The organism is Psychrobacter sp. (genome assembly GCF_041554015.1).
Classification (GTDB): domain Bacteria; phylum Pseudomonadota; class Gammaproteobacteria; order Pseudomonadales; family Moraxellaceae; genus Psychrobacter.
In genome coordinates this window covers 1-24,090 of sequence record NZ_JBFFMS010000012.1, presented here as the reverse complement: position 1 = coordinate 24,090, position 24,090 = coordinate 1, and the positions used below count along the sequence as shown (strand labels likewise).

Below are 24,090 nucleotides of genomic sequence, written 5' to 3'. Positions count from 1 at the left end.
CGCTTATAATATGTTACTGCTTAACATTATAAGGATACAGGTAAATGCAAACTTTTAATCATCTGATAACGACCCGCCCTCATGAGGTACGGCAAGTTTTGATTAGCGATTTGCATTTATCGCCCCAAGAGCCTGCCCTAGTGCAGGCTTTTTTGGCGCTGCTCGATGATTGCCTTGCCTTGCCTACGCTCAAACGCTTATTTATATTAGGGGACTGGTTTGAGGTCTGGCTTGGGGATGACTTTTATCTAACTTTATCAGAAGAACAAAGACAAACTCATTGGCTCACCCCCCTTATCGCTAAATTAAAAAAACTGCGTATCGAAGGTTGTGAGATTTTGGTCATGCATGGCAATCGTGATTTTTTGTTAGGGCAACCATTTTGTAATCTATTCGGTGGCGAGCTAATTAACGAGCCTTATACCTTGACGGTAGGACAACAGAGGTATCGATTAGAGCATGGAGACGCGCTTTGTACTGATGATAAAAAGTATCAACTTTTTCGTAAAATCATGCGCAATCGTCTGACGCAGTGGTATCTGCTGAATAAATCGTTAGAGAAACGCCTGGCAATCGCCGACAATATGCGCCAAAAAAGCCAGCAGAATAACGTCAATAAAGCGGCGCATATCATGGATGTTAACGAAGCCGCAGTGAATAAGGCGATTTATAGCTTTGACGCTCTACTACATGGTCATACCCATCGTCCTGAGATCCACCAAAGTAATGAAGGCAAAACTCGTTATGTCCTTGGTGACTGGCGACTGTTAGAACATGATACTCGCCAGCTAAAAGTCAGCGCGGTGATTGGTGCGGTAGTATCAGATATAGATACTGATAGTGACGCAAATGATGATAATACTGAATTTGACTTATTTGAATTTAAAAGGCTTATTTAAATCTCTCAACCATCACTGTCATTTTTGTATAAAAAAACTCCGCTATAGAACGGAGTTTTTTATTCATTGGCGTTATTATCGTTAAACAACCAGCGCACATAGCGGTTGTCCAACAATAGTGATATTACTCTATCTCACCAACCTGCTAACGAAGACGCACTGCGCTGAGTGATAAAACCATCTGGCGTCTGACCGTTGGCAGCTTGCCAGCGCTGGAACGCATTGCGAGTATTGGTACCTACGATACCGTCAGCACCCTTGGTATCGTAGCCCAAGCTTGTCAAACGCTGCTGTAAATTGCGTACTTGCGATGTCGATAACGGACGCTCATAACGCGGCCATGATTTTTGTAATCCACCTTCTCCGGCAAGCGCCTTACCCAATAAGCTGACACCAAGCGCATAGCTTGATGAATTGTTATACACCTTTATCACATCAAAATTTGGACTAAGTAGCAATACTGGACCGTCTTTACCAGCGGGCAACCACAACTCCATTTGAGTGTTACCATCCAAGGACACATCAGCTATGGTATCGACACCCATCGACGCCCATCTAGCAGCAGGCTGCTTAGTTCCAACCAAGGTGTAATCAAATGACGCTGGAATGGTGGCTTCATAAAACGGTGCCAAACCACGTACCCATCCTGAGTTGCTCAAATAATGAGCCGTAGATGCCAAGGCGTCGCTCGTCGACCATGGGTTACGATGACCATTACCATCGCCATCGACCCCATGCTTAAGCCAAGTATCAGGGATAAACTGCGTCTGCCCCATGCCACCTGCCCAAGAACCGTCTAGCTGCGACCAAGACACATCACCGCGCTGCAATAGGGTCGCTAATGACAGTAACTGAGTTTCGGCAAATTCTTGACGGCGACCATCATAAGCAAGGCTGGCAAGTGAGCTTGGAATACTACTATTACCAGTCACCACGCCATATGACGACTCCATGCCCCAAATCGCAGCAACGATTTCGGCATTGACACCATACTGCGACTGCAGCTGCGACAAAAATGCCCGCTGCTCAGCAAATTTACGCTTACCGGTGCTCACACGTCCATCTGATACTGCAGAATCGACATATTCCCATGGCATTTTGGAAAACTCTGGCTGCCCTGAGTCAAGCGAGATAACTTGCTGATTTAAATAAGCAGAATCAAGCAGACGACGAATGGTAGACGCATCATGCCCAGCTGATATAGCACGCATAGAAAAGTCAGACTTCCAATCAGCAAAGCTGTTGTAGCTTGGCTTAGCAACGACCGTGGGCTTAATCACAGGGGCGGGAGTCGGCTTTACTTGAATGGTTTGAGTCTGGGTAATTTGTACGTTACCTTGACGAACCGGCTTATTAGGCTGCTGCATCGCCTGCTGACTGGTACAGCTAACCATGACTAAAGCGGGGAAAAAGGCAAGGTAATGTTTATGTAATCGCATAAGAGGTCTCAAGTATCCGTAAGTAAGGTGGCAGTGCTGTAATACTGCAATGCGGCTTAGATAATTCCATTTAATCGCCAAATGGTCAGAAGTTTAACGTCCTAGTACCGCTCGTGGATCGATAGGATTGCCATTTAAGCGTACTTGAAATTCCAACCCTACTTGGTTGCTCTGACCACTACTGCCCATATTGGCAATACGCTGACCGCGCTGTACCGCTTCACCTTCTTTGACCAGTAATGCACTATTATGCGCATAAGCAGTGATATAGTTGTCGCTATGACGAATCATAATCAGGTTGCCATACTCTGGCAGACCATTGCCCGCATAAAGAACCGTACCCGCTTGGCTTGCCTGCACGGGATCGCCGACGTTGCCCGCAAACCACATGCCCATTGTACCCGATGCAGCATCAAAATTACGGGTGATCTGGTTACGAGTCGGATACTCATAGCCTGACGTGGCATTGGCAGTTACTTCATAGACAGGGGGCTGTGAATAGTTAGGCGTGTTTGTCACAGGCGGGGTATAAGTAGGTTGTACCGGTACAGATTGAGCATTGTAGCGGTTACTGTTATTGGCGCGCGCAGGCTCACCTTGCCATAGTTTGAGCCACTGACCACTATAAATGGTATATTTACTGTCTAAGCCATTTAGCGCACCGATTTGACGGTAATTAAGATTATAGCGCGCCGCTACTTGACTGACCGTATCACCACGCTGCACACGATGATAATTAGGAACGCCTTGATTATTGGTAATAATCTTCGGTCCCGCTTGGTTGGCCGTTTGATAAGTGGGTTTGGTGGCACAGCCTACCAAGGTTACTGTAGCAGCAGCCATCGTACCCATTAATGCCACTGTCATAAATCGCGATCCAGCAATAAGCTTCTTCATTCAAGGTTTCCTATTCTTTGTGTTACGGACAAACTCCTTGTGCAACTCACAAGCATTTTGCTAACTGTTATACCGTTTAATGTCTCAGATATCAGCATTGATCATCGGATAATCAATGCATTTTTTAATGTCTTACTATAGTAACGCTCATCATCACGTCAAAATCCTATCAAACCCGTATTGTAAAATTATTATTCAAAAATAAGGAATAATAAATCACTTAAGTTATAAGATCGATGCTGATAGCATATCGATTGTGGCGGCTGGCGTATGGTGCAAACGTACAGGCGATAGACTAATATAACCTGCGGCAACTGCCTGATCATCGCTCATAGTCGTGACAGATGACTCATGATCAGTATCGTCCGCCACTGTAGCCTGACGCTTGCGTAGCGACAGCCAGTACGCATCTCTCCCGCGTGGATCGACCACATGATGGACAGGCTGTGCTATTGGACGATGCCCAAGCGTTGTCAATTTGCGACCTTTAATCTCATCAGCCGCGCCCACATCAGGAATATTAACGTTTAATACGTGATAGGGCAAATTTTTGCAAATATCCAATATGGACGTATCTGTTAATAATTTTACAATCTCACTTGCTGCTGTGCGATATTGACGCGCGTATTCTTTCGCACCGCCGCCTACCAATGAGGTTGCAATAGCAGGTATGCCAAATAGTTGAGCGGTTAATGCCGCCCCAAAAGTGCCTGAAAATAAAACGTCTTGGCCAAGATTGGCTCCCGAATTGATCCCCGTAATCACACAATCAAAATCAGTGTCAGGATACAACTCATTTAATGCCAAATAAATACAATCAGCAGGTGTACCATTGACAGCAATAAAGCCAGATGGCAATTGATGCGTGTATAAAGGTGCGGTGATACTTAGAGCACTGGCGCAACCACTTTGCTCACTATTTGGCGCAACCACCATAACCGTGGCAATAGTAGATAATGCCTCATACAATGCCTGCAAACCGGGTGCATACACCCCATCGTCGTTGCTTATTAAAATCTTCATAGTTACTTAATCTATTTATGAATGACCGTTCATCCACTTCTCTATGTTAGTTACATAAAGTTGCTATAATCGTCGCTATTGCGATTAAAAACGCTGTTTCCAAAAATAGGATAATAGAGGCTTACATTGCAGATAGCTGTGATTGTGTCGGGCGATTATACCCTAATAGACCATGGAGACGAACCCGCTCTTTATAGATAAACTGCATAGCAGGCCAATTTTTTAGCGGATGTGTTCATAACAAAGCCCTGATTTTGTGGCATTAAAAACTTGCGCTGAGGTTACACTAGGCTACAAGCCACAACATTTACACCTGATACTTTTATGTTGAAGTAACTTGCCGGTTTATAATACGGCTATGTTGCTGAAGACCTGATTTGGCTCACAATATCTCTACACATAAAGCAATATTTTATGTGACATTTGTTTTTTTACCCATTAACATAGCACCATTAAATAAAGATAAGCGAGCGTGATACTGAATGAAAAATCAATCGATATTATCTGTGACTTCTATGATGGCAAAGAGTGCCTCAAAAGTCGGGCTGGCAGCATTGATAACATCTATTGCGATGCTGTCTCAAGCCACAAATGCTGCACCCAACTCTGCGACAACCATACCTTTAGACTTATCCGGCATCAATATTACCAAACATGAAATTGCAGTGATGCAAGTGTTGTCAGAGATATGTCCGTCCATGCTAAATGCCAAGCAAAAGCAGCGTTTTTATAAGTCTTATAACGTGCAGCTTCACGAGTTGATGCCATCTTTAGAAGACCCGAAAGCGGCTATCCAATACCTATCTACTCAGCAAGATTATCGTCAAATCTTGCAAGGTATTCGCAGCTGGACCATGGGTTTTTCTAAGCAAGACAATAAAGCATTGTGTGAAGATTTAGCAGATGCGCAATACTAGTATTAACCCATGATTGTCACTTTTTGCATCAACACTTGGTGTTATAGGTAGTTTTTTGATCCATAGGTAGAGGATGAAGAGTCAAAGAGATAGATGTCACTATAATTAATGATAATAACCTACTGGCTTATCTCTTTAGTACTTTCATATTAGTTCTACCATATTAGTGCTCACATAAAGCAGTTAAACAAGCAGGTTTTAAGCACTTGTTTGTTTAGATGATTTGTTAAAAAAAGCTTGCTGCTCTTCTTGTTAAATAACAGGAAGAGCAGCAAGCTTTTTTATAAGCACTCTTATAAAGTAAGGCGCTTTATTTTTGGTAACCTCTTATTTTATTGTATTTATCGTTTCCCCATCGGTCGGCATTTTGCTAAGATAAGGCGTTAATTTTATGTCCGTTGTTTGAGTCATCTCTACTCCTAAAAAATCCATGGTTGAACCTAAGATTTCATACAGTCTGCTAAAGCTTGTATATAAATGGAGTATTGGGGATAAGCGACAGATACATTTGGTTTTATGATGCGGTGTAACAATCTATGACAGTAAAGCGTGTGAAAAAACAGCTGGTACAGCTGATAGTGGGTGTCAGTGTTTCTATGGGTGCAGTGATGGCAAATGCAGCCATACAGCCACCTGAGATGGAAAATACTGCATATGTATTAATGGACTATAATACGGGTGAGATTTTGGCACAGAAAAATGCCAATCAAGCCTTGCCGCCAGCGTCTTTGACCAAAATGATGACCAGTTACATCATTGAGCAGCGTTTAGCGTCAGGCGATCTTAAAGAGACTGATCAGGTATTGATGAGTCCAAGTGCTTGGTGCCGTGGTAGCAGCAGCCAGTCGTGTATGTATGTTCCGGTAAATAAGAGCGCAAGCGTCATCGATATGTTACGCGGTATTATTATTCAATCAGGTAACGATGCCTCAAAAGCGATGGCTGAGCATATCGCGGGTAGCGAAGCATCATTTGCTGTCTTGATGAATGAGCAAGCGCAAAAGATTGGTATGAAAAATACCCATTTCGTCAACTCTACTGGTATGCCTGATGAAGGTCACCAAGCATCTGCTTTAGATTTGGCTAAGCTATCACGCGCTATTATCAAAAACAGTGGCGATTACTACAGCATCTATTCAGAAAAAGAGTTTACCTATAATGGTATCACTCAAGGTAACCGTAATGCTCTACTTGCCACAGACCCTACTGTTGACGGTCTAAAAACTGGCCATACGGATGCTGCTGGTTATTGTTTAGCAGCCTCAAGCAACCGTGAGGGTATGCGCCTCATCTCTGTCATTATGGGTACAAAAAGTCAGCAAGCACGTGCTGATCAGTCACGTGAATTACTCAACTGGGGTTTTGGCCACTTTACCACAGTCACTCAGGCACCTGCTGGACAATTCGTCAGTAAAGTGCCGGTCTGGTTTGGTGAAGCCACAGAGATAGAAGTCGCCACTGGTGATAATCTGCAGATTCTAACCACTAAGACCCAAAAGAATAAAATCACAACTGTGGTCGATATTCCTGAAAGCTTAGAAGCGCCTATTAAAAAGGGTCAAGAAATCGGAAAAATGATGGCTGTTATCGATGGCAAAGCCGTTGCTTCTGTGCCTGTGATTGCCACAAGCGATATTGAGCAATCAGGTTTTATGAGCCGTATCTGGCAACGTTTTTCTCGTTGGGCACAAAACTTATTTTAAGCACAGTTTTTAAGCACAGTGAAGCGTGCTGAAAGAACACCCTTAACATGAGTTAAAGATAAAAAAGACGTCTCATATCGAGGCGTCTTTTTTATGTCTACTTACCTTGTATGTTTACGTATTATAAGGTCATGCCCATGTCAGCCAACTTTTTAGTAAATCACTCAATGCTTTGTCCTCGTATTTAGCAACCTCGCAATAGTCGATACCAGCCGTCTTTAGGCCAAATTCAAAATCGGCTAAATACTGTGCTTGCTGCTGTGGATACCAAAATACCAATAGCGTTCGATACTCTGTCTCAGCGGCACGAATGCGACTTGCCAGTAACGCAGCTTTTCTTGGGAACACATCTTCTGCAAACATCAGCATGTCAAATTGTGTTTTTTGCATCTCATCGATGATGAGCTGTTCATGTTGATAGCAGACAACCTCAGCCCCTAGATGCTGTAGCTCGTCTACCAACAATCCTTTTTCATGGTAATAAAAATAAATGACTTTTAAGCCATGCAAGTGTTGCTGCTGCTGAGACTGGTGCTGGTTGGACAGAGGAATCGTCACGGTAAAAGTTGTACCAACGCCTAAGGTGCTCTCCACCTCAATACTGGCTCCCATCAGCTGAGTCATTTGCTTAACCACTGGCAGACCAATCCCCGAGCCTTCGTATTGACGCGTCTGCGATGAATCTACCTGAAAAAACGGATTAAAAATATCTTCAATAAAATTGCTATCAATACCAATACCGGTGTCTTTCACACTAATCTGCCAGCGATTGCTGGTATCAAAGTGGATCAGTTGCGAAGCAATCGCGATTTGACCGGCTGGGGTAAATTTTATGGCATTACTGATCAGTATCGCTAATATCTGCTGTATCCTTTCGGCATCGCCTTCTAGTATATAATCGGTATGATGCACCTGACTGACTAACGTTAAGCCTTTTTTCTTAATAGCGGGCTCAAAATCTGCCAATAGGTCAGCAATTAGCTGCAATGGGTTAAATTCATGTACATGTAGACTGATTTGACCTTTTTGGATTTGATTCAACTGAATGATTTGCTCCAAGGTTACCACCAGCTTGTCACTGCCCTCTTGAATAATATCGACTGCATCCTTTTGCTCATGACTTAACTTGTCATCATCCAATAGCTGCAAGCCGCCGACAATCGCATTTAGTGAGGTTTTTAGCTCATGGGTAATCATACTTTGGAAATTATGCAGCTGCACATCAAGCGACACATCTTTATGATGCAATTGCTGCTCAAAAACCGCCAGCGCCTGATAGTCTTGCTTGGCAATTTGGAGACGATCAAATAAGGCAATAAAAGCCTGTTTAATCTTTGTCAATTCCTGAAACTCAAAACGCTGCTGAATCAAAGGCAGATGTTCAAGCTCTGGATTTTTGATAACCATATCGCAGGCTATAGTCAAATTGGCGATATCTTTTGAGGGCCAATTGAGCTTACGCAGGATAAACAGTGCCCACATGATTGCCAATAACGTTGTGATAAGCCATAGAGGTAGGTTCTTTTTGACCCAGTTTTCACGCAGCGTTGCTACATTTAAAGTGATGTTAAGATAACCAACCAAGGCGTCTTCTTTAGGGGAGATAATTTTGTTGGTAGGATCGCCTACAACTGGATAGTTAAAGCTTACCCTATTAGCAAATAATGCATTCTTCCAATCGTCTCTTAATTGATTGGCATCAACAATGGGCTGAGAGGTGGTATAAAATAAAATACTTTCAATACCTTGCTCTTTTTTTGATAAAAACTGCATTTGTTCATCGACGATATCGGTGGAATCCTCTATCGATGCGCTGATAGTCAGTAACACCGCCAAGTCCTCAATATGCTCGCGTGTGTCTTTATAATAGTGAACAAAGCCATAGATAAAAGATATTAACAGACCTGCCAATACAGCCAGAACCATGGTCTGGATGATGGAGTGCCAGATAAGCGTAGGAATGGTTTGATGCCGACGGTTGTTCATATTGCTCAACTGAGTTAAGACAACTGCTGATTATAGTACAGGTATTTTATAACGGTTATAAGTGAAAACTGATATTTTAAGGCAACTAATGAATAGTGCCCTAAATTGCAAAATGCCATGACAACTGATACAGCCGTCATGACGAAGCACATTTAAAAAGCCTGATAAATAGTATCAAAGGGCTTTTATCGGCTAGCTACTACCACCCAAAAGCGCAAATATGATTGCATTAACGCTTTTTATCTTTGTTGGTAAATCTCGGCTTATCTTTGGTGGTAAATTTCTGCGCACGATTACGTTCACGTTGACGTAACTGTTGGGTTTTGGCTTTGGTTGGCGTATCGCTTTTATTAGCATACGGGTTTTCATTCAGTTTAAAGACCACGTTTAGTGGCGTGCCTTCTAACTTAAATACCTGACGGAATTGATTTTCAAGATAGCGCTGATAGCTCTTAGGTAACGAACCAGTTTGATTACCATGAATGACGATAACGGGCGGATTGTGTCCACCGATATGCGCATAACGCAACTTAATACGGCGACCAGCGACCGTTGGCGGTGGATTGGCAGTAACAGCATCTTGCAAAATCTGCGTCAAACGGTTGGTTGATACCTCAAACATTGACGATTGATAAGCACGCAAAATAGACGGATATAAATTGCCCACGCCCGTACCATGTAATGCTGAGATCTGATGGACTTTTACATAAGGAATAAAGTTAAAACGGCGATCCATCTCAATCTTGATATAGTTCTTTTGATCAGCAGTCAGACCATCCCACTTATTAATCGCAACCACTAGCGCACGACCTGCATCCAACGCATAGCCAATCATATGCAAATCTTGATCGACAATACCTTCATGAGCATCAATAACAATAACGGTTACGTTAGAGTCTTCAATCGCTTGTAAGGTTTTGATAACTGAAAATTTCTCAACTTTTTCATCGATTTTACCACGGCGACGAACACCAGCCGTATCAATCAATACGTAATCTTTACCTTCACGCGTATATGGGATATAGATACTATCACGAGTGGTACCTGGCATATCAAAGACGACAACGCGGTCCTCACCAAGCAAACGGTTGACTAGCGTCGATTTACCAACGTTTGGACGACCGATAATAGCAAGTTTCAAACCTCTTGGCTCGACGATATTTTCTTGACTCGGCATATCAGCAGTCAATACTTCGAGCAAATTGCCAACACCGCGACCGTGACTTGCTGCCATCGGATAGGGTTCGCCCAATCCTAACGCATAAAACTCAGCAGGCGCTGAATCATGCACGCCATCTACTTTATTGGCAACGACATATACAGGCTTGCCAAGGGTATGTAAAAACTTACCAATCTCAGCATCGGCACCAATCATCCCTGCGCGTGCATCAACCACAAATACAATGATATCGGCTTCATGAATGGCAGTATACGACTGCTCAGACATATAATCATCAATATCGCCTCTGCCATCGTCCGCTTCACCAATACCACCGGTATCAACGACAATAAAAGCTTTGTCTTCGTAGGTTGCATCACCGTATTGACGGTCACGAGTCAATCCTGACAAATCAGCAACCAATGCCTGCCGACTTTTAGTGAACTGATTAAATAAGGTGGATTTACCGACGTTTGGACGACCAATTAAGGCGACCACAGGCTTGATACTCATGGGTTACTCTCAGTGAAAGGCACAATGACGGACAGTGCAACTACTTAGATACAATCTCTTTTGCAACGTAAATTTACCGTTATAAAAAAGCAAAAAGTAGCAGCCGTTGACCGCAAATTTAAATGAATGATAAGATAAAACGATAGTCAGAAAATAGTTCTTGGCTATCTTACAATGAATAAATGATATTCAGAGGAATGCATCATATATGGATATTATCTGTCGCTATTATATATAGATAACGTCGATAATGCACCGGTCGCATAGCGTACGCGAAAGCCGATATGTAAACAAGCAATTTTACAAGGCATTAAACGCTGACTATGCAGCGTTTTCTGTTTATTGTGATAATAAGCTACTTATCTAATAAGTAATATAGGAAAGTATTTATTAGATAAGACTGCCAATAATCAAGATTAGCGTGCCAACTGCCAAATCGCGACTTGACCAGAGGCGCTTTGGGTCATTAAGCGGCTGCCTTGCACTTGCAAATTGGTCAACGCGCCCTTGGTTTGGACGCGGCTGACAATCTTACCCGTGGCTGGGTCAAATAAATGCACCACCCCATCAAAGTCGCCCACAGCGATATAGTTGCCAATCATTACAGGATTGGTCAAATGGCGATAGGCCAATTCTTCACTTTCCCATAATACAGCACCATTACTGCGGTTATAAGCAACCACTTTACCGTCTAAGCTTGTCGCAATCACTTGCTGCTTATTGACCGCAAGCGCTTTTAAACTGGCAAGCTCATTAACAAACAATACCTGGTTCGATGCCATATCAATACCGAGTAGCTGACCACTATAGCTAATGGCAAATAACTGGTTGTTATCTACGATAGGCATACCATCAACGTCGCTCATACGTTCAACTTCGCTGCTGCCTGTACCGACACCAACGCGTCTTGACCATAATGGCAAGCCATTATCTACCGTGATAGCATGCAAGCGTCCATCTGCAGTCGCCAGCAGCGCCGTCTTAGCATCTAGCAAGGTTGGTGCAGCGCTACCACGTACACTGATCGCTGGAACTTGGGTAGCAAACTGCCAAACAGACTGACCTGTCTGCAGTGATAAGCCATGTAGAAAACCATCATTAGCTGACAAGATAACGCGGTTATTGCTGATAAGGGCTGGCGTTAGCACAGAACCGGTAAGCTGCTGTTGCCAGCGTTTTGCACCTGTTACGCTATCAAATGCCATAACCTGACCACCGCGCGTACTGATAATAGCAGTTTGACTTAGCTCGTCCACTGCAACGCCACCGGTAATCTGGTCGCCAACATTCACTGACCATAAACGCTGACCTGCTTTGTCAAAACCGACCAAATCCCCACCGCGCGAGGCTGTAACGATTTGCGAATTGGCATAGCCGACTTGTAAAGTCAGTGGATCTTTTCTACTGACATTTTTATTACCAAGGTCAGTACTAAAGACCGGCTGCAACACACTAACAGGTTGGACGATTTGTACCAATTTTACAGGGTCATTGACAACTGGCTTGATACCTCGATTACACCCAATGACCGCAGTTGCCATCACTGCAATTACGGCTACATGCATGACCGTTTGGCGCATGGTCTTGGCTTTGATGGTTTTGTTAAAGCGAATAGCTTGAGTCATTATAGGTCTCACTACAAATAAATTAATCATTAATAAATTAGCATTTAATCAGGGTCAAAAAATAATAATCTCTAAAAAACCACCTCTAAAAATAGGTGTTGGTTATTATCATTTCTCTGACTGATTAGGCTACTTCCTTTGTAGAACGTGTTGAGATGCTGCCATATCTATCAAAATCGGTACTAACATTATATTTATAAAGTCTTTATATTTATAAATTTTTTATCACACAATACCTTTATTATCCAATACTGAGTCCTAACAGATTATGCACCAGCATCACTATTTGCTGCTACTGAGTCTTCGCTCACTGCTGCTTGCGGTGTTGCCGTAGGCTCTTGAATAATGCTGGTTTGCTCAGCGATAGGCTCAGGTACGATACCCAAACTTTCCATCTTTAATGCCAATACTGCACGATTTTCTTGACGCTCACGTAATAAGCTCCAAGCATTATTGTAAGATTTAATTGCTGAATCTGTATTGTCTTGTGCTAAGTAGATATCGCCAAGTAATTCTTGCTGACTGGCTTCAAATGAGCTTGGCATATCACGACTGGCTTCTGTCAATGCCGCTTTTTCATCACCTGCTGCCAAGAGCGTAGACGCATAGCGCAAACGCGTAATTGCCTCTAGACCTGCATCACCCAAATCGATAGCCAAAGCTTTTTTAAAGGTCTCGCCTGCTCCCTTAAAATCATCACTATCGACTTGTTGACGCGCTTTAATCATCAAAGCTTGCCAAGCATAGACTGACTCTCCATGCGTACCAACTAAGGTCTCGATGTTTTTATTTAGCTGAGTACGGCTCTTTTCTAGCGACGCTTTTGCCTCGGCTTCCAGATCTGGATTTTGCGCTGCCAAGCTGACTTCTTCATTAAGGCGTTGAATATCTGCATATTGATCAGCTGCAACAGTATCGACACGCGCATGATTATCCTGCCAATAAGTCCAGCCAAAATAGGCGGCTAACGCCAATAAAATCACGGTGACAATATAGCTGCCATACTGCTTTAGCGCTTGCATTGAGTTGTCTGCATTCGGCGAATTAGGGGTCAGAGCCATATACTTTTACCTGATAAAATTGTTATTAAATTGCTGATGCTACACTCAAGGCTATTTTTGGCGACAGAAGTTGTCTTTATCCGACAACCAATCTTGTGCCACTGTTTTTTGTTCGCCAGTTTGCATGTCTTTGATGCTAATGGTTTTATCATCAATCTCTTGCTGGGCGATAATAACGGTTAACGCAGCACCTGACTTATCCGCTTTTTTCATTTGGGCTTTTAAGCTGGTGGCACTGGCCATTTTGACGCGCACATCTGGGCGACTATAACGCAGATTTTGCGCATAACTCATACCTGCATTAAACACCTCAGGATGGGCAACCACAAAGACATCACAAGCAGGCATATCAGCAATAGGCGCAACAGCATCCATAAGCAGTAATAAACGCTCAAGCCCCATAGCAAAACCAACCGCGGGCTCAGATTTAACCGGTTTATTATCGCCTTTACCCTCACGGGTATCAGCAGATTTTAGCTGGCCAATCAAGCCGTCATAACGACCGCCAGCACAGACCGTCGCTTGACTGCCAAGCTTGTCAGTCACCCACTCAAATACCGTTTTATTATAATAATCAAGACCACGTACCAGATGCGGGTTGATTTCAAAGGTAATACCAAGCTCTGTCAAATACGCTTGTACTTGCTCAAAGTGCGCCGCGCTTTCTTCGCCCAAAAAGTCAGCAAGCTTCGGCGCATCTACCAATAGCGCTTGGGTACTCGCCTCTTTACTGTCTAAAATACGTAGTGGATTGGTCGTTAGGCGACGCTTGCTATCCTCATCTAACTGCTCCTGCTTGTCAGTTAGATAAGTAACCAATGCTTCACGATAAGCATGACGCTCATCAATCTCACCCAGACTATTTAGCTGCAAACGCATCTCATCTTTTAGCCCCAGCTCTTGCCACATCAGATGAGTCATCGCAATCAGCTCGGCATCGGCGTCTGGCAAGGCACTACCAAAGCTTTCAACACCTATTTGATGAAATTGACGATAGCGCCCTTTTTGTGGACGCTCATAGCGGAACATTGGACCGATATACCAAAGCTTGGGCGTATCGCCGCGTAGTAGATTGTGCTCGTTCACCGCTCGTACTGCCCCTGCTGTACCTTCAGGACGCAAAGTAAGCGGCGTTGGTGGATCAGATTTATCGGTGAAGCTGTACATCTCTTTTTCAACGATATCTGTAGCACCGCCGATAGCGCGCGCAAACAAATCAGTTTGTTCAACGATAGGCAAGCGAATATGCTCATAACCGTATCTGCCCAGCACATCAGCCAATATAGACTCTAGATACAGCCATTTTGCAGATTGTGCAGGCAAAATATCATTAAACCCTTTAATTGCTTTAATCATGGTACGGTCATATCCTTTAAATTTTAACAAACAGCGCTATCATTCTTATGGGTAAAACATCTTCTTATCTGACGCGAATGATCTCGTTTTCTCGTTTTTTGGCCAATTCTTCTGCATGGGCGCGTACCATGCCTTCTATCTCATTAACCAAATTATCAGTATTAATCAAATGGCTTTTTTCGCCCATACGATAAACCAAGGATTTCGGTGCCGCGCCAACAATACCGATATCCGCCTCTTTCGCCTCACCCGGACCGTTTACTTTACAGCCAATCACTGACAAATTCATCGGCTCGCGAATATCTTCTAAACGCGACTCTAGCGCAGTCATAACTTTAATCACATCGAACTCTTGACGTGAACAACTTGGACAAGCAATAAAGTTTACGCCATTTGAGCGAATATTGAGTGATTTTAAGATATCAAAACCGATTTTAATCTCTTCTTCTGGCTCAGCTGCCAATGAGATACGAATCGTATCACCGATACCGTCTAATAATAAACCGCCCAGCGCAATAGCAGACTTGACCGAACCAGTACGATAAACCCCAGCTTCAGTAACGCCTAAATGCAGAGGATTATCGATTTGTGCTGAGATCAGACGGTACGCATCCATGGTCAAAAATACATTACTTGCTTTGACTGATACTTTATATTGATCAAAATTTAGACGATCTAAGATATCAATATGACGCATTGCTGATTCAAGCATCGCTGCGCCATTTGGCTCTTTATATTTACGCTGAATGTCTTTTTCTAAAGAGCCTGCATTAACACCGATCCGAATAGGGATATTGTAGTGCTTAGCGCAGGCAACCACTTCGCGTACTTTGGCGTCACTACCGATATTACCCGGATTGATGCGCAAACAATCTGCACCCGCCTGTGCAACAGCTAAGGCAATTTTGTGGTCGAAATGTACATCTGCTATCAAGGGTACGCTGACCAATTTACGTATTTCACCAAACGCCTTGACTGTGTCCATGGTCGGGGTAGAAACTCGCATTAAATCAGCGCCTGCTTCAACACAGCGCTCAATTTGGGCAACAGTCGCTGCCACATCACAGGTATCGGTATTGGTCATACTTTGTACACTAATCGGCGCATCACCACCAATCGCGACATCACCGACATATATTTTCTTAGTAAGACGACGGTTAATAGGCGCTGACGTTGACATAGACAAACCCTTTCATGAAAGCAGTAAGAACGTGAATAACAATAAAAACAAGGCGATACTATTTACTTTAAAAAATGAAGCACTTAATCCATTAAGGCGTCAATTCAAAACTGGCTTGATTGCCTGTTGCATAGCTACTTAACGCAACAGATTGCTGATTCATCATCAAGCTTACGTTATTAATATTATCAATCTGCACATTAAAAGGTGGCATACCTGACAACTGATAATCACCCGCATTCTGTGAGCCTGCGATCAAGCTACTACCAGTAGCATCGGTAATAGTAACGACCGCAGCATCGGTCAACTTAACATCCAAAGTAGCAGGAGCAACGTCATTGCCGCCTAAGTTTAATGCTGAGCCTGACGCGCTCACACCTGTAACGTCGGTATCGATGGCTGCGCCTTGTGCCTGTTCGACGGCTGAGATATCTTCAGCGCCAGATATAGGCTGCTCGGTATTTTCCTTACTGGCATTACTGACCAGACGGAATAGGAAAATTGCTAAAATAATGACACCGACAACTGCGATGATAAGCAGTGGATTAAAGCGAATGCGATTGTGGGTATCACGCTGTAGCGTACCCATAGGGCGCAGTGGCGACTTAGTATTGCTGGCTGAAAGCGACTTTAGCTCGTTTGGATAGGCGGCATCAAAACTACTGGCGATCCTAACTGGATCAAGACCCAAGTACTTGGCATAGTTAATCGCAAAACCGCGGGCAAACGCCGCCTGTGGCAAATCTGCAAAATCTTCATTCTCTAACGCTTGCAGGTGACGTTTTAGAATAAACAATTCATTTGCCGCATCGTCCAAGCTTACCTGCTTAGCTTTGCGCGCTTGCTGCAACATGGCACCAAATGATCCCTGAGCGTTAAAGTTTGTATTTGATGATGGGGTGGTCATTTCCATGGTGCCTCTGGATTGTTAAGCCAAGTCTTTAGTTGTTTTGCTTCATCACTTAATGGATAAGCAGATAGAAGTTGCTGTGCCAATTGTTGGCGTGTCTGGATGTTTTTTTGTACTGCTGCCAATTTGATACCTTGTAATAGCAAGCGTGGACTAGTACCCTGCCCTTTTACTAATATCAATGTCTCATCATAGAGTCTTTGTGCTTGCTGAACACGCTGCTGTTCAAGTAATAAATCAACCAGTTCAATATGGGCAATGATGCTATTTGGATTGCCATCTAAAGCCCGTAAAAAAGCCTTTGCTGCTGCAGGATGGTCATTGAGCTGAAGGTAGGTTCGCCCTAAATTCTCCAACGCACCAATACGACCTTCGTAGCCAAGGGCAGCGCCTGCGATTTCAAACTGCTCTGCGGCCTCTTTATAGCGCTTCATCTGCGATAAATAGACGCCATAATTATTGTGTGCTTGATCAAAATCTTTATCAAGCGCAATGGCTTTTTTAAAATACTGATCGGCTTTTTCAAGATTTAGGCGACTGCCTTCTTGCTGCAACAAAACGCCCATCATATCATAGGCGGGCGCATGACGGCTATCGGCAGCAAGGGCTTTTTCCAGCTGTCTTTGAGCAGCATCAAGCTCGTTTTTGCGGATATATTGTGCAGCAAGTGTCGTTCGAACGCGAGCAATTTCTTGCTGATCCAATTTACGATTGTCATTGGGTTGCGTTGAGGTCTGATACGGCGTACCTGTAATGAAATCATTGGTTGGCGTGCTTTGACAACCAATCAAGAATCCAGACAACAACGTACTAAAGATGCCTACAACGTAAGCACGCCTTTTATTATTATGAAAGACTGTAAAGCCTAATCGTTTTATCACAGGACAAAAGGGTCTTTTATAGTTGAACTGATAAGAGTTTTTAGAAGTCATCATGGCTACCATCATAAAACTATAAGTCAATGCGTTCGATCATCGAGGCATCAGTTTATTGACATACTCACCCCACTTTCGCATTGCTCAAGTGGAGGATTCTAAGAGCAAAAGCTCTTAGGCGACTTCCTCACGGCTGTCACAAGTTTTCTGTATCATCGGGTGACCTTTACCGCATCCTCCCTCCGCAGACAAAACGGCATGTCCTGCCGATAATATGTTACGCGCCGCATTAAAGTCGGCATTTGCAACATAAGTGCATTTAACACACTCAAATTTTGCCTGAGTCTGTCTATTTTCTTTGGCAACATGTTTGCAGTTAAAACAAGTTTGGCTGGTGTACCTTGGATTGACCTTAATCACTACTCCACCGCGCCAACGTTGCTTATATCCAAGCATATCAATTATCATGCCCCAACCTTGATCTAGGATTGATTTATTTAATCCTGATTTGGCTCTGACATTACGACCTTTATTGTTCATCGTACCGCTTGCCGACCTCGACATACTGGCTATTTTTAAGTCCTCAACGACAATCATGGCGTGGTTTTTGCTGATCGTGGTCGTTACTTTATGCAAGTAGTCGTGGCGAATATTAGCAATATGGCTGTGAAGTTTTTGGATTTTGTGGTTGTGCTTTTTCCAGTTTTGACTGAATAGATCTTTTCTACTTAATTGACGCTGTAATTTTGCAAGTTTGACTTGATTGGCCTTAAAGCTGTTTTTGGGATTGATGACTTTATTTTCTGAGGTAGTAATAAGTTTGGTAATCCCTAAGTCAACGCCTAGTATGCTTTTAGAGTGGTGAATTGGGTTTCGTAGTAGTTCTCGCTCAGTACTAAATGATACATACCAGTGCCCCGATTTCTTGCTGATGGTGACGCTTTTAATACTACCAACAATTTCTTGCGATTTTCTAAATTTTACAAAACCAACACCGTTAGGTAGCTTTACTCGATTGCCCTCAACACGGCAGTATTTATCAAATTGCACCAAGCGAATTGAGTCGCGGCGATCTGCTTTACGCTTAAATTGCGGCATTAAAGGTCGATGCTGAATTTCTGTACCATCAAGTAATTTAACAAACTTAGGCTTTCTAGGCTTCTTCTTATTTTCTTTAAATCTAACATGTACTTTGGGATCAAAAAATCGTGACCAAGCTGACGCGAGATCACGAACTTTTTGTTGTAGAGATACGGCGTTAGATCTGGACTTTAAAAAAGAAAATTCAGGATTGTCCTTTATTTCAACAATCTTGTTAACTAAATTAATAGCGTTAATAAATTCATTTTTAGCAAACATTTCAAATGACATTGCCAACATTTTATTCCAAACAAAACGCGCAGAGTCAACAAGGCTGGTTAATATGACCGCTTGCTCTGCATTAGGACTAAGCCTAAATTTGTACGCCTTGTTGATTTTCATCAAATACTCTTTATCAATGAACAAATATTCTATATGTTTAACGCTATACAGATATGTCATTTATTTTGCTCTTAATGAATAAGCTGTGTGAAAAAGACTAAAAACTATCCGAAATTTACCTACGCCCTAGCTCGGTTGGAGCCCTCTTTATTGCTTAGTTAGGCCGATAGTAACACGACACGCTACTACAATAAATTGCTGATTAGTACTACCTGCATAGTAGAGGCTACAAAAAACACTATAATAAGATTTTTTTAATATATTAATTCGTCTGTAGCTACGTCAGGTAGCTATAGCAGTCATTTTCACCATCTTATCAACTGTTTTCGCGATCTTTAATACTTTGCTGCCAAGCAGCTGAGCGACGCGTTCTGTCAGCGACTTGTCCAACCAATTGACCACAAGCGGCGTCAATATCATCTCCGCGCGTTTGGCGAATGGTACAAACAAAGCCCGCCTCACTTAAGATATTGCTAAAAGCGTGAATGCGATTATTACTCGACTTATCATAGTTGGCATGAGGGAATGGGTTAAATGGTATCAGGTTAATCTTACTGGGTAAATCGCCCAATAAAGCAACCAATTGTTCAGCATGCTCATTGCTGTCATTAACCCCATCAAGCATGACATATTCAATGGTCACATGTTTTTTATGGCGTGGATTGACTTCAAAAACATAATTTCTCGCGGCCGCCATCAGCTGCTCTAGTGGGTATTTTTTATTAATAGGTACTAGCTCATTACGCAGCTCGTCATTGGGCGCGTGTAATGAAATCGCTAAAGCTACGTCAAGCTCCTGTGCCAACTCATACATCTTTGGCACCACACCTGAGGTTGACAAGGTAACACGGCGCTTTGATAAACCATAAGCATGGTCACTGAGCATCAATTCCATCGAGCTGACAACAGGACGATAGTTTAATAGCGGCTCGCCCATGCCCATCATGACCACGTTAGTCACGTTGTTTTCCCATAAGCTATGGTCAACGTTGTCTAAACTGTCGTTGTCATCGCTCATATAAGAGGCATTTGCTACCCATAATTGTCCGAGGATCTCAGCCGCTGTTAAATCGCGCTCAAAGCCCTGCTTACCGGTACTACAAAAGCTACAGTCTAGCGCACAGCCTACTTGCGATGAGATACACAAGGTTTTACGACCGTTTGACTTACTATCATCAGCAGGAATCAATACCGTCTCAACCAACGAGCCGCCAGTCACCTCAAACACCCATTTACGTGTACCATCATCACTATATTGGCGATGAATAACTTTTGGCGGAACAACACAGGCATTGGCTGATAACTTATCACGCAATGACTTACTTAAATTGGTCATTTGCTCAAAATCCGTCACCCCTTGCTGATATATCCACTTAATGACCTGTGTCGAGCGAAACGGCTTCTCGCCAATACTCTTAAAGTATTCCGCCAATTGCGCTTGTGTCATACCCAATAGATTGGTTTTCGCCTGTGCTTCGTCTACCAGTTTTATACTCTTAGCAGTCTTAACTGGTATGTGTTGGTCGGCAGTTTGGATAGGGCTTTGAATAATTGACATAATAAATAACCTTTTTGCATTTGCTGATATAAGCAATGCAATTATTGAGATGGGTGTTGCTAAACGTACTCAAATGATGAGCGCATGAGCAATCCGTTATGAGCGCATTTTTATCGATATATTTATAAATGTCTGATAAAAACATGCTGACAAGGGATTGATAATGCTTAATAAAACTAATTATGAGGGGGAAAGTTAAAATTTCAATATATAGCCCGACTATTATAATAGCTAAAACGGCTTATACCAAAAGATATAAGCCGTCTCGCCACACTAATAATTTATAGTCAATTTTATAAGCTATTAGTGCATAGTGAATCAAATATAGAGCAGGTACAAGAAAGACGAGCGCCTATTGTACATTGAGTACATTAAGCGAGTCTGACACCGTAACAGACTATATTTGCTTTACTATATTAACGCGTACGTGCACAAACTTCTTCTTCATTGAAGAAGTAACTGATTTCACGTGCTGCTGATTCTGCTGAATCTGAACCATGAACGGCGTTTTCATCGATGCTGCTTGCAAAATCAGCACGGATAGTGCCTTCAGCGGCTTCTTTTGGGTTAGTAGCGCCCATGATATCACGATGCTTAGCGATCGCATTTTCGCCTTCTAGTACTGATACCAATACTGGACCTGACGTCATAAATGACACTAGGTCATTATAAAATGGACGTTCAGCGTGCTCAGCGTAAAAACCGCCTGCTTTTTTATCATCAAGTTGCATCATTTTAGCGGCAACAATTTTTAGACCTGATTTTTCAAAACGGTCGTAGATCGCGCCGATGTTGTTGCCAGCGACTGCGTCAGGTTTGATGATAGATAAAGTACGTTCGTTAGCCATGAAAAGCTCCTGATATAATAAGTTAAATAATTTATGTTGTCTGTGACCACTACGCTAAGCGCATTTGATTATGCCTATCCAATGCGGATAAGCTGTGCAAAGATACTGTGCTCAGCGAATGATTGTTGCCTATTATAATGATTAAGCGTATAAATGATAGGGTTAATTTATGGTGATAACTTACACCAAAATAAATTGAGCAAGCTTTTACCGCTCATCCATCTTCTTATTTACCAAAAACAAAACCCCAATGTTTGGCATCAGGGTTTTGTAAATAACACAGACAATATCTTTATGACCAATTAAGCATCATACGGATCACGTAAAACGATGGTCTCTTCGCGGTCAGGACCGGTTGAGATGATATCAACTGGGCAACCAATTAGCTCTTCGATACGTTGGATATATATTTTAGCGTTTTCTGGTAGGTCGTCATAGTTGGTGATACCAACGGTTGACTCGCTCCAGCCTTGTAGGGTTTCGTATTTAGGCGTTACTGATTCATAGAATTCAGCATCATGGGCGCCAGCACATTCAGTTTCAGGTAGGTTATAGCCAACACCGATTAATAACTCTTCTAGACCGTCTAATACGTCAAGCTTGGTTAAGCAAATACCTGACATAGAGTTCAGTACCACAGCACGGCGTAATGATTCAGCATCGAACCAACCACAGCGACGGGCGCGACCAGTCGTTGCCCCAAACTCATGACCGACTTTGGCTAAATGGGCACCAACATCATCAAACAATTCCGTTGGGAACGGACCGCTACCAACACGCGTGGTGTATGCTTTAGTGATACCCAATACATAATCTAAATATAATGGACCGATACCCGTACCAGTTGATACACCGCCTGCGGTTACGCTAGAGCTGGTGACAAACGGATACGTACCATGGTCGATATCAAGCAATGTACCTTGCGCACCTTCAAACATTAGGTTCTTGCCAGCAAGACGCAACTGGTTCAAGTCTTCAGTGACATCGGTAACCATGCCTTTGATTTCCTCGCGCCACTCTTTACAAAGCTTAAGCGTCTCATCAAAATCAATCGCCTCAACTTTATAGTATTGAGTCAATTGGAAGTTATGATATTCGATTAAGTTACGCAGTTTTTCTTCTAAGTCATCGCGGAACAAGTCAGCAAGCTTGATGGCACGGCGCGCAACTTTGTCCTCATAAGCTGGTCCAATACCACGACCCGTCGTACCGATTTTACCAGTACCGCGCTTGGCTTCACGCGCTTGGTCAAGGGCCACATGATATGGCATGATTAGTGGGCAGTTAGGAGAAATACGTAGGCGCTCACGTACCGGTACGTTATTGTCTTCTAGATTTTTCATCTCTTTTAATAACGCGTCAGGTGCTAGTACCACGCCATTACCGATAAAGCAGGTTACGCCTTCACGTAAGATACCTGATGGGATCAGATGTAAGATGGTGGTTTTGCCATCAACGACTAGCGTGTGACCAGCATTGTGACCGCCTTGGAAGCGAGCGACAGCTGAGGCTTTTTCGGTGAGTAAATCGACGATTTTACCCTTACCTTCATCGCCCCATTGGCTACCTAAAACTACGACATTCTTACCCATGATAAATCCTTACCTTAATATATTGAGGTGTGTGCAATAAGTGTTTAAAACTACCTATCAAAACAAAAGTAATGCTAAAAACGATACCTTGAACAGCGTACGTCTTTAGCGACTTAATGACTAGATATCTTTTTATCATAAACGCTTTTTTTAAAGCATTGATAAATATTAAATGTTTTTAGAGTTAAACCGCGTGAAGCTGCCATTGATTATCAACAAGGCTTAAACGATGGGTCATCCCCACTGGTATATCTTTTGCCGTTAATGGCAAGGTCACGCGATAACCCTGCTGACGCAAGCTTGCCACTTGCTGTAATAATAGCTGCAGCTGCTCACTGTCTAAGTTATTAAAAGTCTCATAATCGACCAGCACGATGATAGGCGCATCAAGCTGAGTATGCGCAAGCAGGCGGCTGACATCCATACTAAAGCCTGTCGCTTGGCGCGGCTGATTGGTGGCCAGCTGATTACTTTTCATCCCATCAAAGCGACCACCACGTACCAGCGGCTGGGTCTCACTATTGATATAACCGTTAAACACGATACCCGTATGATAGTGATAACCTGATAGCTCGGTGACATCGATACTGACCGCACACTGCCACTGTGCCTGCAAGTGCGCTTTTAGGCGCTGCAGCTCATCGATAGCGGTGACGATTTGGGTATCTTGCTGTGCATTCTCTGACAGTTTCTCAAGCAGATGGGCAATATCATGACCAAAGCGTGCCAAGGTATAAAAATCGCTTCCCATCGGCAATACTTGGCAAACCTGCTTAAGCTCTGGCAAGTTTTTATTGGCATAAAGCTGCATCAACTGCTCAGTATCGCTATCAGATAATACTGCTAATGCTGCTAAGCGCTTAAATATTGCCACATGACCCAAATCAACGTGCAATGTCGCACTCATATCTAAGCTATTAACCATGCTAAACAGCACATCTATCAGCTCGATATCAGCAGTAATGGACTCACAGCCAAATATCTCAGCACCTAATTGCAACGGCGTACGTGAGCCAAAAAGACCCGATGGCAAGGTATGAATGACATCGCCTGCATAGCAATAACGC

19 protein-coding genes are annotated in these 24,090 nt (G+C 43.1%); 3 read left to right on the top strand and 16 right to left on the bottom strand.

The genetic code is table 11. The annotated features are described in order from the left end of the window. The first annotated feature begins 44 nt into the window (after positions 1–44). The gene (locus ABYU67_RS05195) at positions 45–899 is read left to right on the top strand and encodes a UDP-2,3-diacylglucosamine diphosphatase (protein WP_372843949.1); all 855 of its coding nucleotides are present in this window, start codon (positions 45–47) and stop codon (positions 897–899) included. 134 nt (positions 900–1,033) lie between these two features. Here ABYU67_RS05195 and ABYU67_RS05190 read toward each other — a convergent pair whose 3' ends face one another. The 3 genes from ABYU67_RS05190 to surE form a co-directional block, all read right to left on the bottom strand. Next, positions 1,034–2,338 (bottom strand): lytic murein transglycosylase, encoded by a 1,305-nt coding sequence (locus tag ABYU67_RS05190; RefSeq protein ID WP_372843948.1) that lies wholly within the window; start codon positions 2,336–2,338, stop codon positions 1,034–1,036. A gap of 93 nt (positions 2,339–2,431) precedes the next feature. Continuing rightward, on the bottom strand, positions 2,432–3,235 hold the full coding sequence (locus ABYU67_RS05185) for a LysM peptidoglycan-binding domain-containing M23 family metallopeptidase (protein ID WP_372843947.1): 804 nt from the start codon (positions 3,233–3,235) through the stop codon (positions 2,432–2,434). Between the two features lie 225 nt (positions 3,236–3,460). Beyond that, complete coding sequence (surE, locus tag ABYU67_RS05180; protein WP_372843946.1) at positions 3,461–4,258, bottom strand: 5'/3'-nucleotidase SurE; 798 nt, start codon at positions 4,256–4,258, stop codon at positions 3,461–3,463. Between the two features lie 482 nt (positions 4,259–4,740). On the opposite strand from surE, the gene ABYU67_RS05175 reads away from it, so the two are divergent. Beyond that, positions 4,741–5,175, top strand: a complete 435-nt coding sequence (locus tag ABYU67_RS05175) for an MCR_0457 family protein (RefSeq protein ID WP_372843945.1) — start codon at positions 4,741–4,743, stop codon at positions 5,173–5,175. Positions 5,176–5,711: 536 nt separating this feature from the next. Further along, positions 5,712–6,878 (top strand): D-alanyl-D-alanine carboxypeptidase family protein, encoded by a 1,167-nt coding sequence (locus ABYU67_RS05170; protein WP_372843944.1) that lies wholly within the window; start codon positions 5,712–5,714, stop codon positions 6,876–6,878. Between the two features lie 129 nt (positions 6,879–7,007). Here ABYU67_RS05170 and ABYU67_RS05165 read toward each other — a convergent pair whose 3' ends face one another. The 13 genes from ABYU67_RS05165 to ABYU67_RS05105 all read right to left on the bottom strand — a co-directional run. Continuing rightward, complete coding sequence (locus tag ABYU67_RS05165) at positions 7,008–8,864, bottom strand: sensor histidine kinase (protein ID WP_372843943.1); 1,857 nt, start codon at positions 8,862–8,864, stop codon at positions 7,008–7,010. A gap of 229 nt (positions 8,865–9,093) precedes the next feature. Next, the gene (gene der, locus ABYU67_RS05160; RefSeq protein ID WP_372843942.1) at positions 9,094–10,536 is read right to left on the bottom strand and encodes a ribosome biogenesis GTPase Der; all 1,443 of its coding nucleotides are present in this window, start codon (positions 10,534–10,536) and stop codon (positions 9,094–9,096) included. 416 nt (positions 10,537–10,952) lie between these two features. Then, positions 10,953–12,161: an outer membrane protein assembly factor BamB gene (gene bamB / locus ABYU67_RS05155; protein ID WP_372843941.1), complete on the bottom strand. Its 1,209-nt coding sequence runs from the start codon at positions 12,159–12,161 to the stop codon at positions 10,953–10,955. Positions 12,162–12,427: 266 nt separating this feature from the next. Next, positions 12,428–13,222, bottom strand: coding sequence for a YfgM family protein (locus ABYU67_RS05150; RefSeq protein WP_372843940.1), 795 nt, complete (start codon positions 13,220–13,222; stop codon positions 12,428–12,430). 51 nt (positions 13,223–13,273) lie between these two features. Beyond that, entirely contained in the window at positions 13,274–14,578 is a 1,305-nt protein-coding gene (gene hisS / locus ABYU67_RS05145; protein WP_372843939.1) for a histidine--tRNA ligase, read from the bottom strand. A gap of 64 nt (positions 14,579–14,642) precedes the next feature. After that, positions 14,643–15,758 carry a flavodoxin-dependent (E)-4-hydroxy-3-methylbut-2-enyl-diphosphate synthase gene (gene ispG / locus ABYU67_RS05140; RefSeq protein ID WP_372843938.1) on the bottom strand — a complete coding sequence of 372 codons (1,116 nt, stop codon included), beginning with the start codon at positions 15,756–15,758 and terminating at the stop codon, positions 14,643–14,645. Between the two features lie 91 nt (positions 15,759–15,849). Next, entirely contained in the window at positions 15,850–16,665 is an 816-nt protein-coding gene (locus tag ABYU67_RS05135; protein WP_372843937.1) for a helix-turn-helix domain-containing protein, read from the bottom strand. Continuing rightward, the gene (gene pilW, locus ABYU67_RS05130; RefSeq protein WP_372843936.1) at positions 16,662–17,615 is read right to left on the bottom strand and encodes a type IV pilus biogenesis/stability protein PilW; all 954 of its coding nucleotides are present in this window, start codon (positions 17,613–17,615) and stop codon (positions 16,662–16,664) included. The genes ABYU67_RS05135 and pilW overlap by 4 nt, the downstream gene beginning before the upstream one ends. 102 nt (positions 17,616–17,717) lie before the next feature. Next, positions 17,718–19,025, bottom strand: coding sequence for an RNA-guided endonuclease InsQ/TnpB family protein (locus tag ABYU67_RS05125; RefSeq protein WP_372843935.1), 1,308 nt, complete (start codon positions 19,023–19,025; stop codon positions 17,718–17,720). A 316-nt stretch (positions 19,026–19,341) separates the two neighbouring features. Then, positions 19,342–20,583, bottom strand: coding sequence for a 23S rRNA (adenine(2503)-C(2))-methyltransferase RlmN (gene rlmN, locus ABYU67_RS05120; protein ID WP_372843934.1), 1,242 nt, complete (start codon positions 20,581–20,583; stop codon positions 19,342–19,344). A 416-nt stretch (positions 20,584–20,999) separates the two neighbouring features. Next, on the bottom strand, positions 21,000–21,431 hold the full coding sequence (gene ndk / locus ABYU67_RS05115) for a nucleoside-diphosphate kinase (protein WP_372843933.1): 432 nt from the start codon (positions 21,429–21,431) through the stop codon (positions 21,000–21,002). A gap of 302 nt (positions 21,432–21,733) precedes the next feature. Next, complete coding sequence (locus tag ABYU67_RS05110; protein WP_372843932.1) at positions 21,734–23,023, bottom strand: adenylosuccinate synthase; 1,290 nt, start codon at positions 23,021–23,023, stop codon at positions 21,734–21,736. 184 nt (positions 23,024–23,207) lie between these two features. After that, positions 23,208–24,090 (bottom strand): ATP phosphoribosyltransferase regulatory subunit (locus ABYU67_RS05105; protein ID WP_372843931.1); only part of this gene is annotated, 883 nt, incomplete at its 5' end.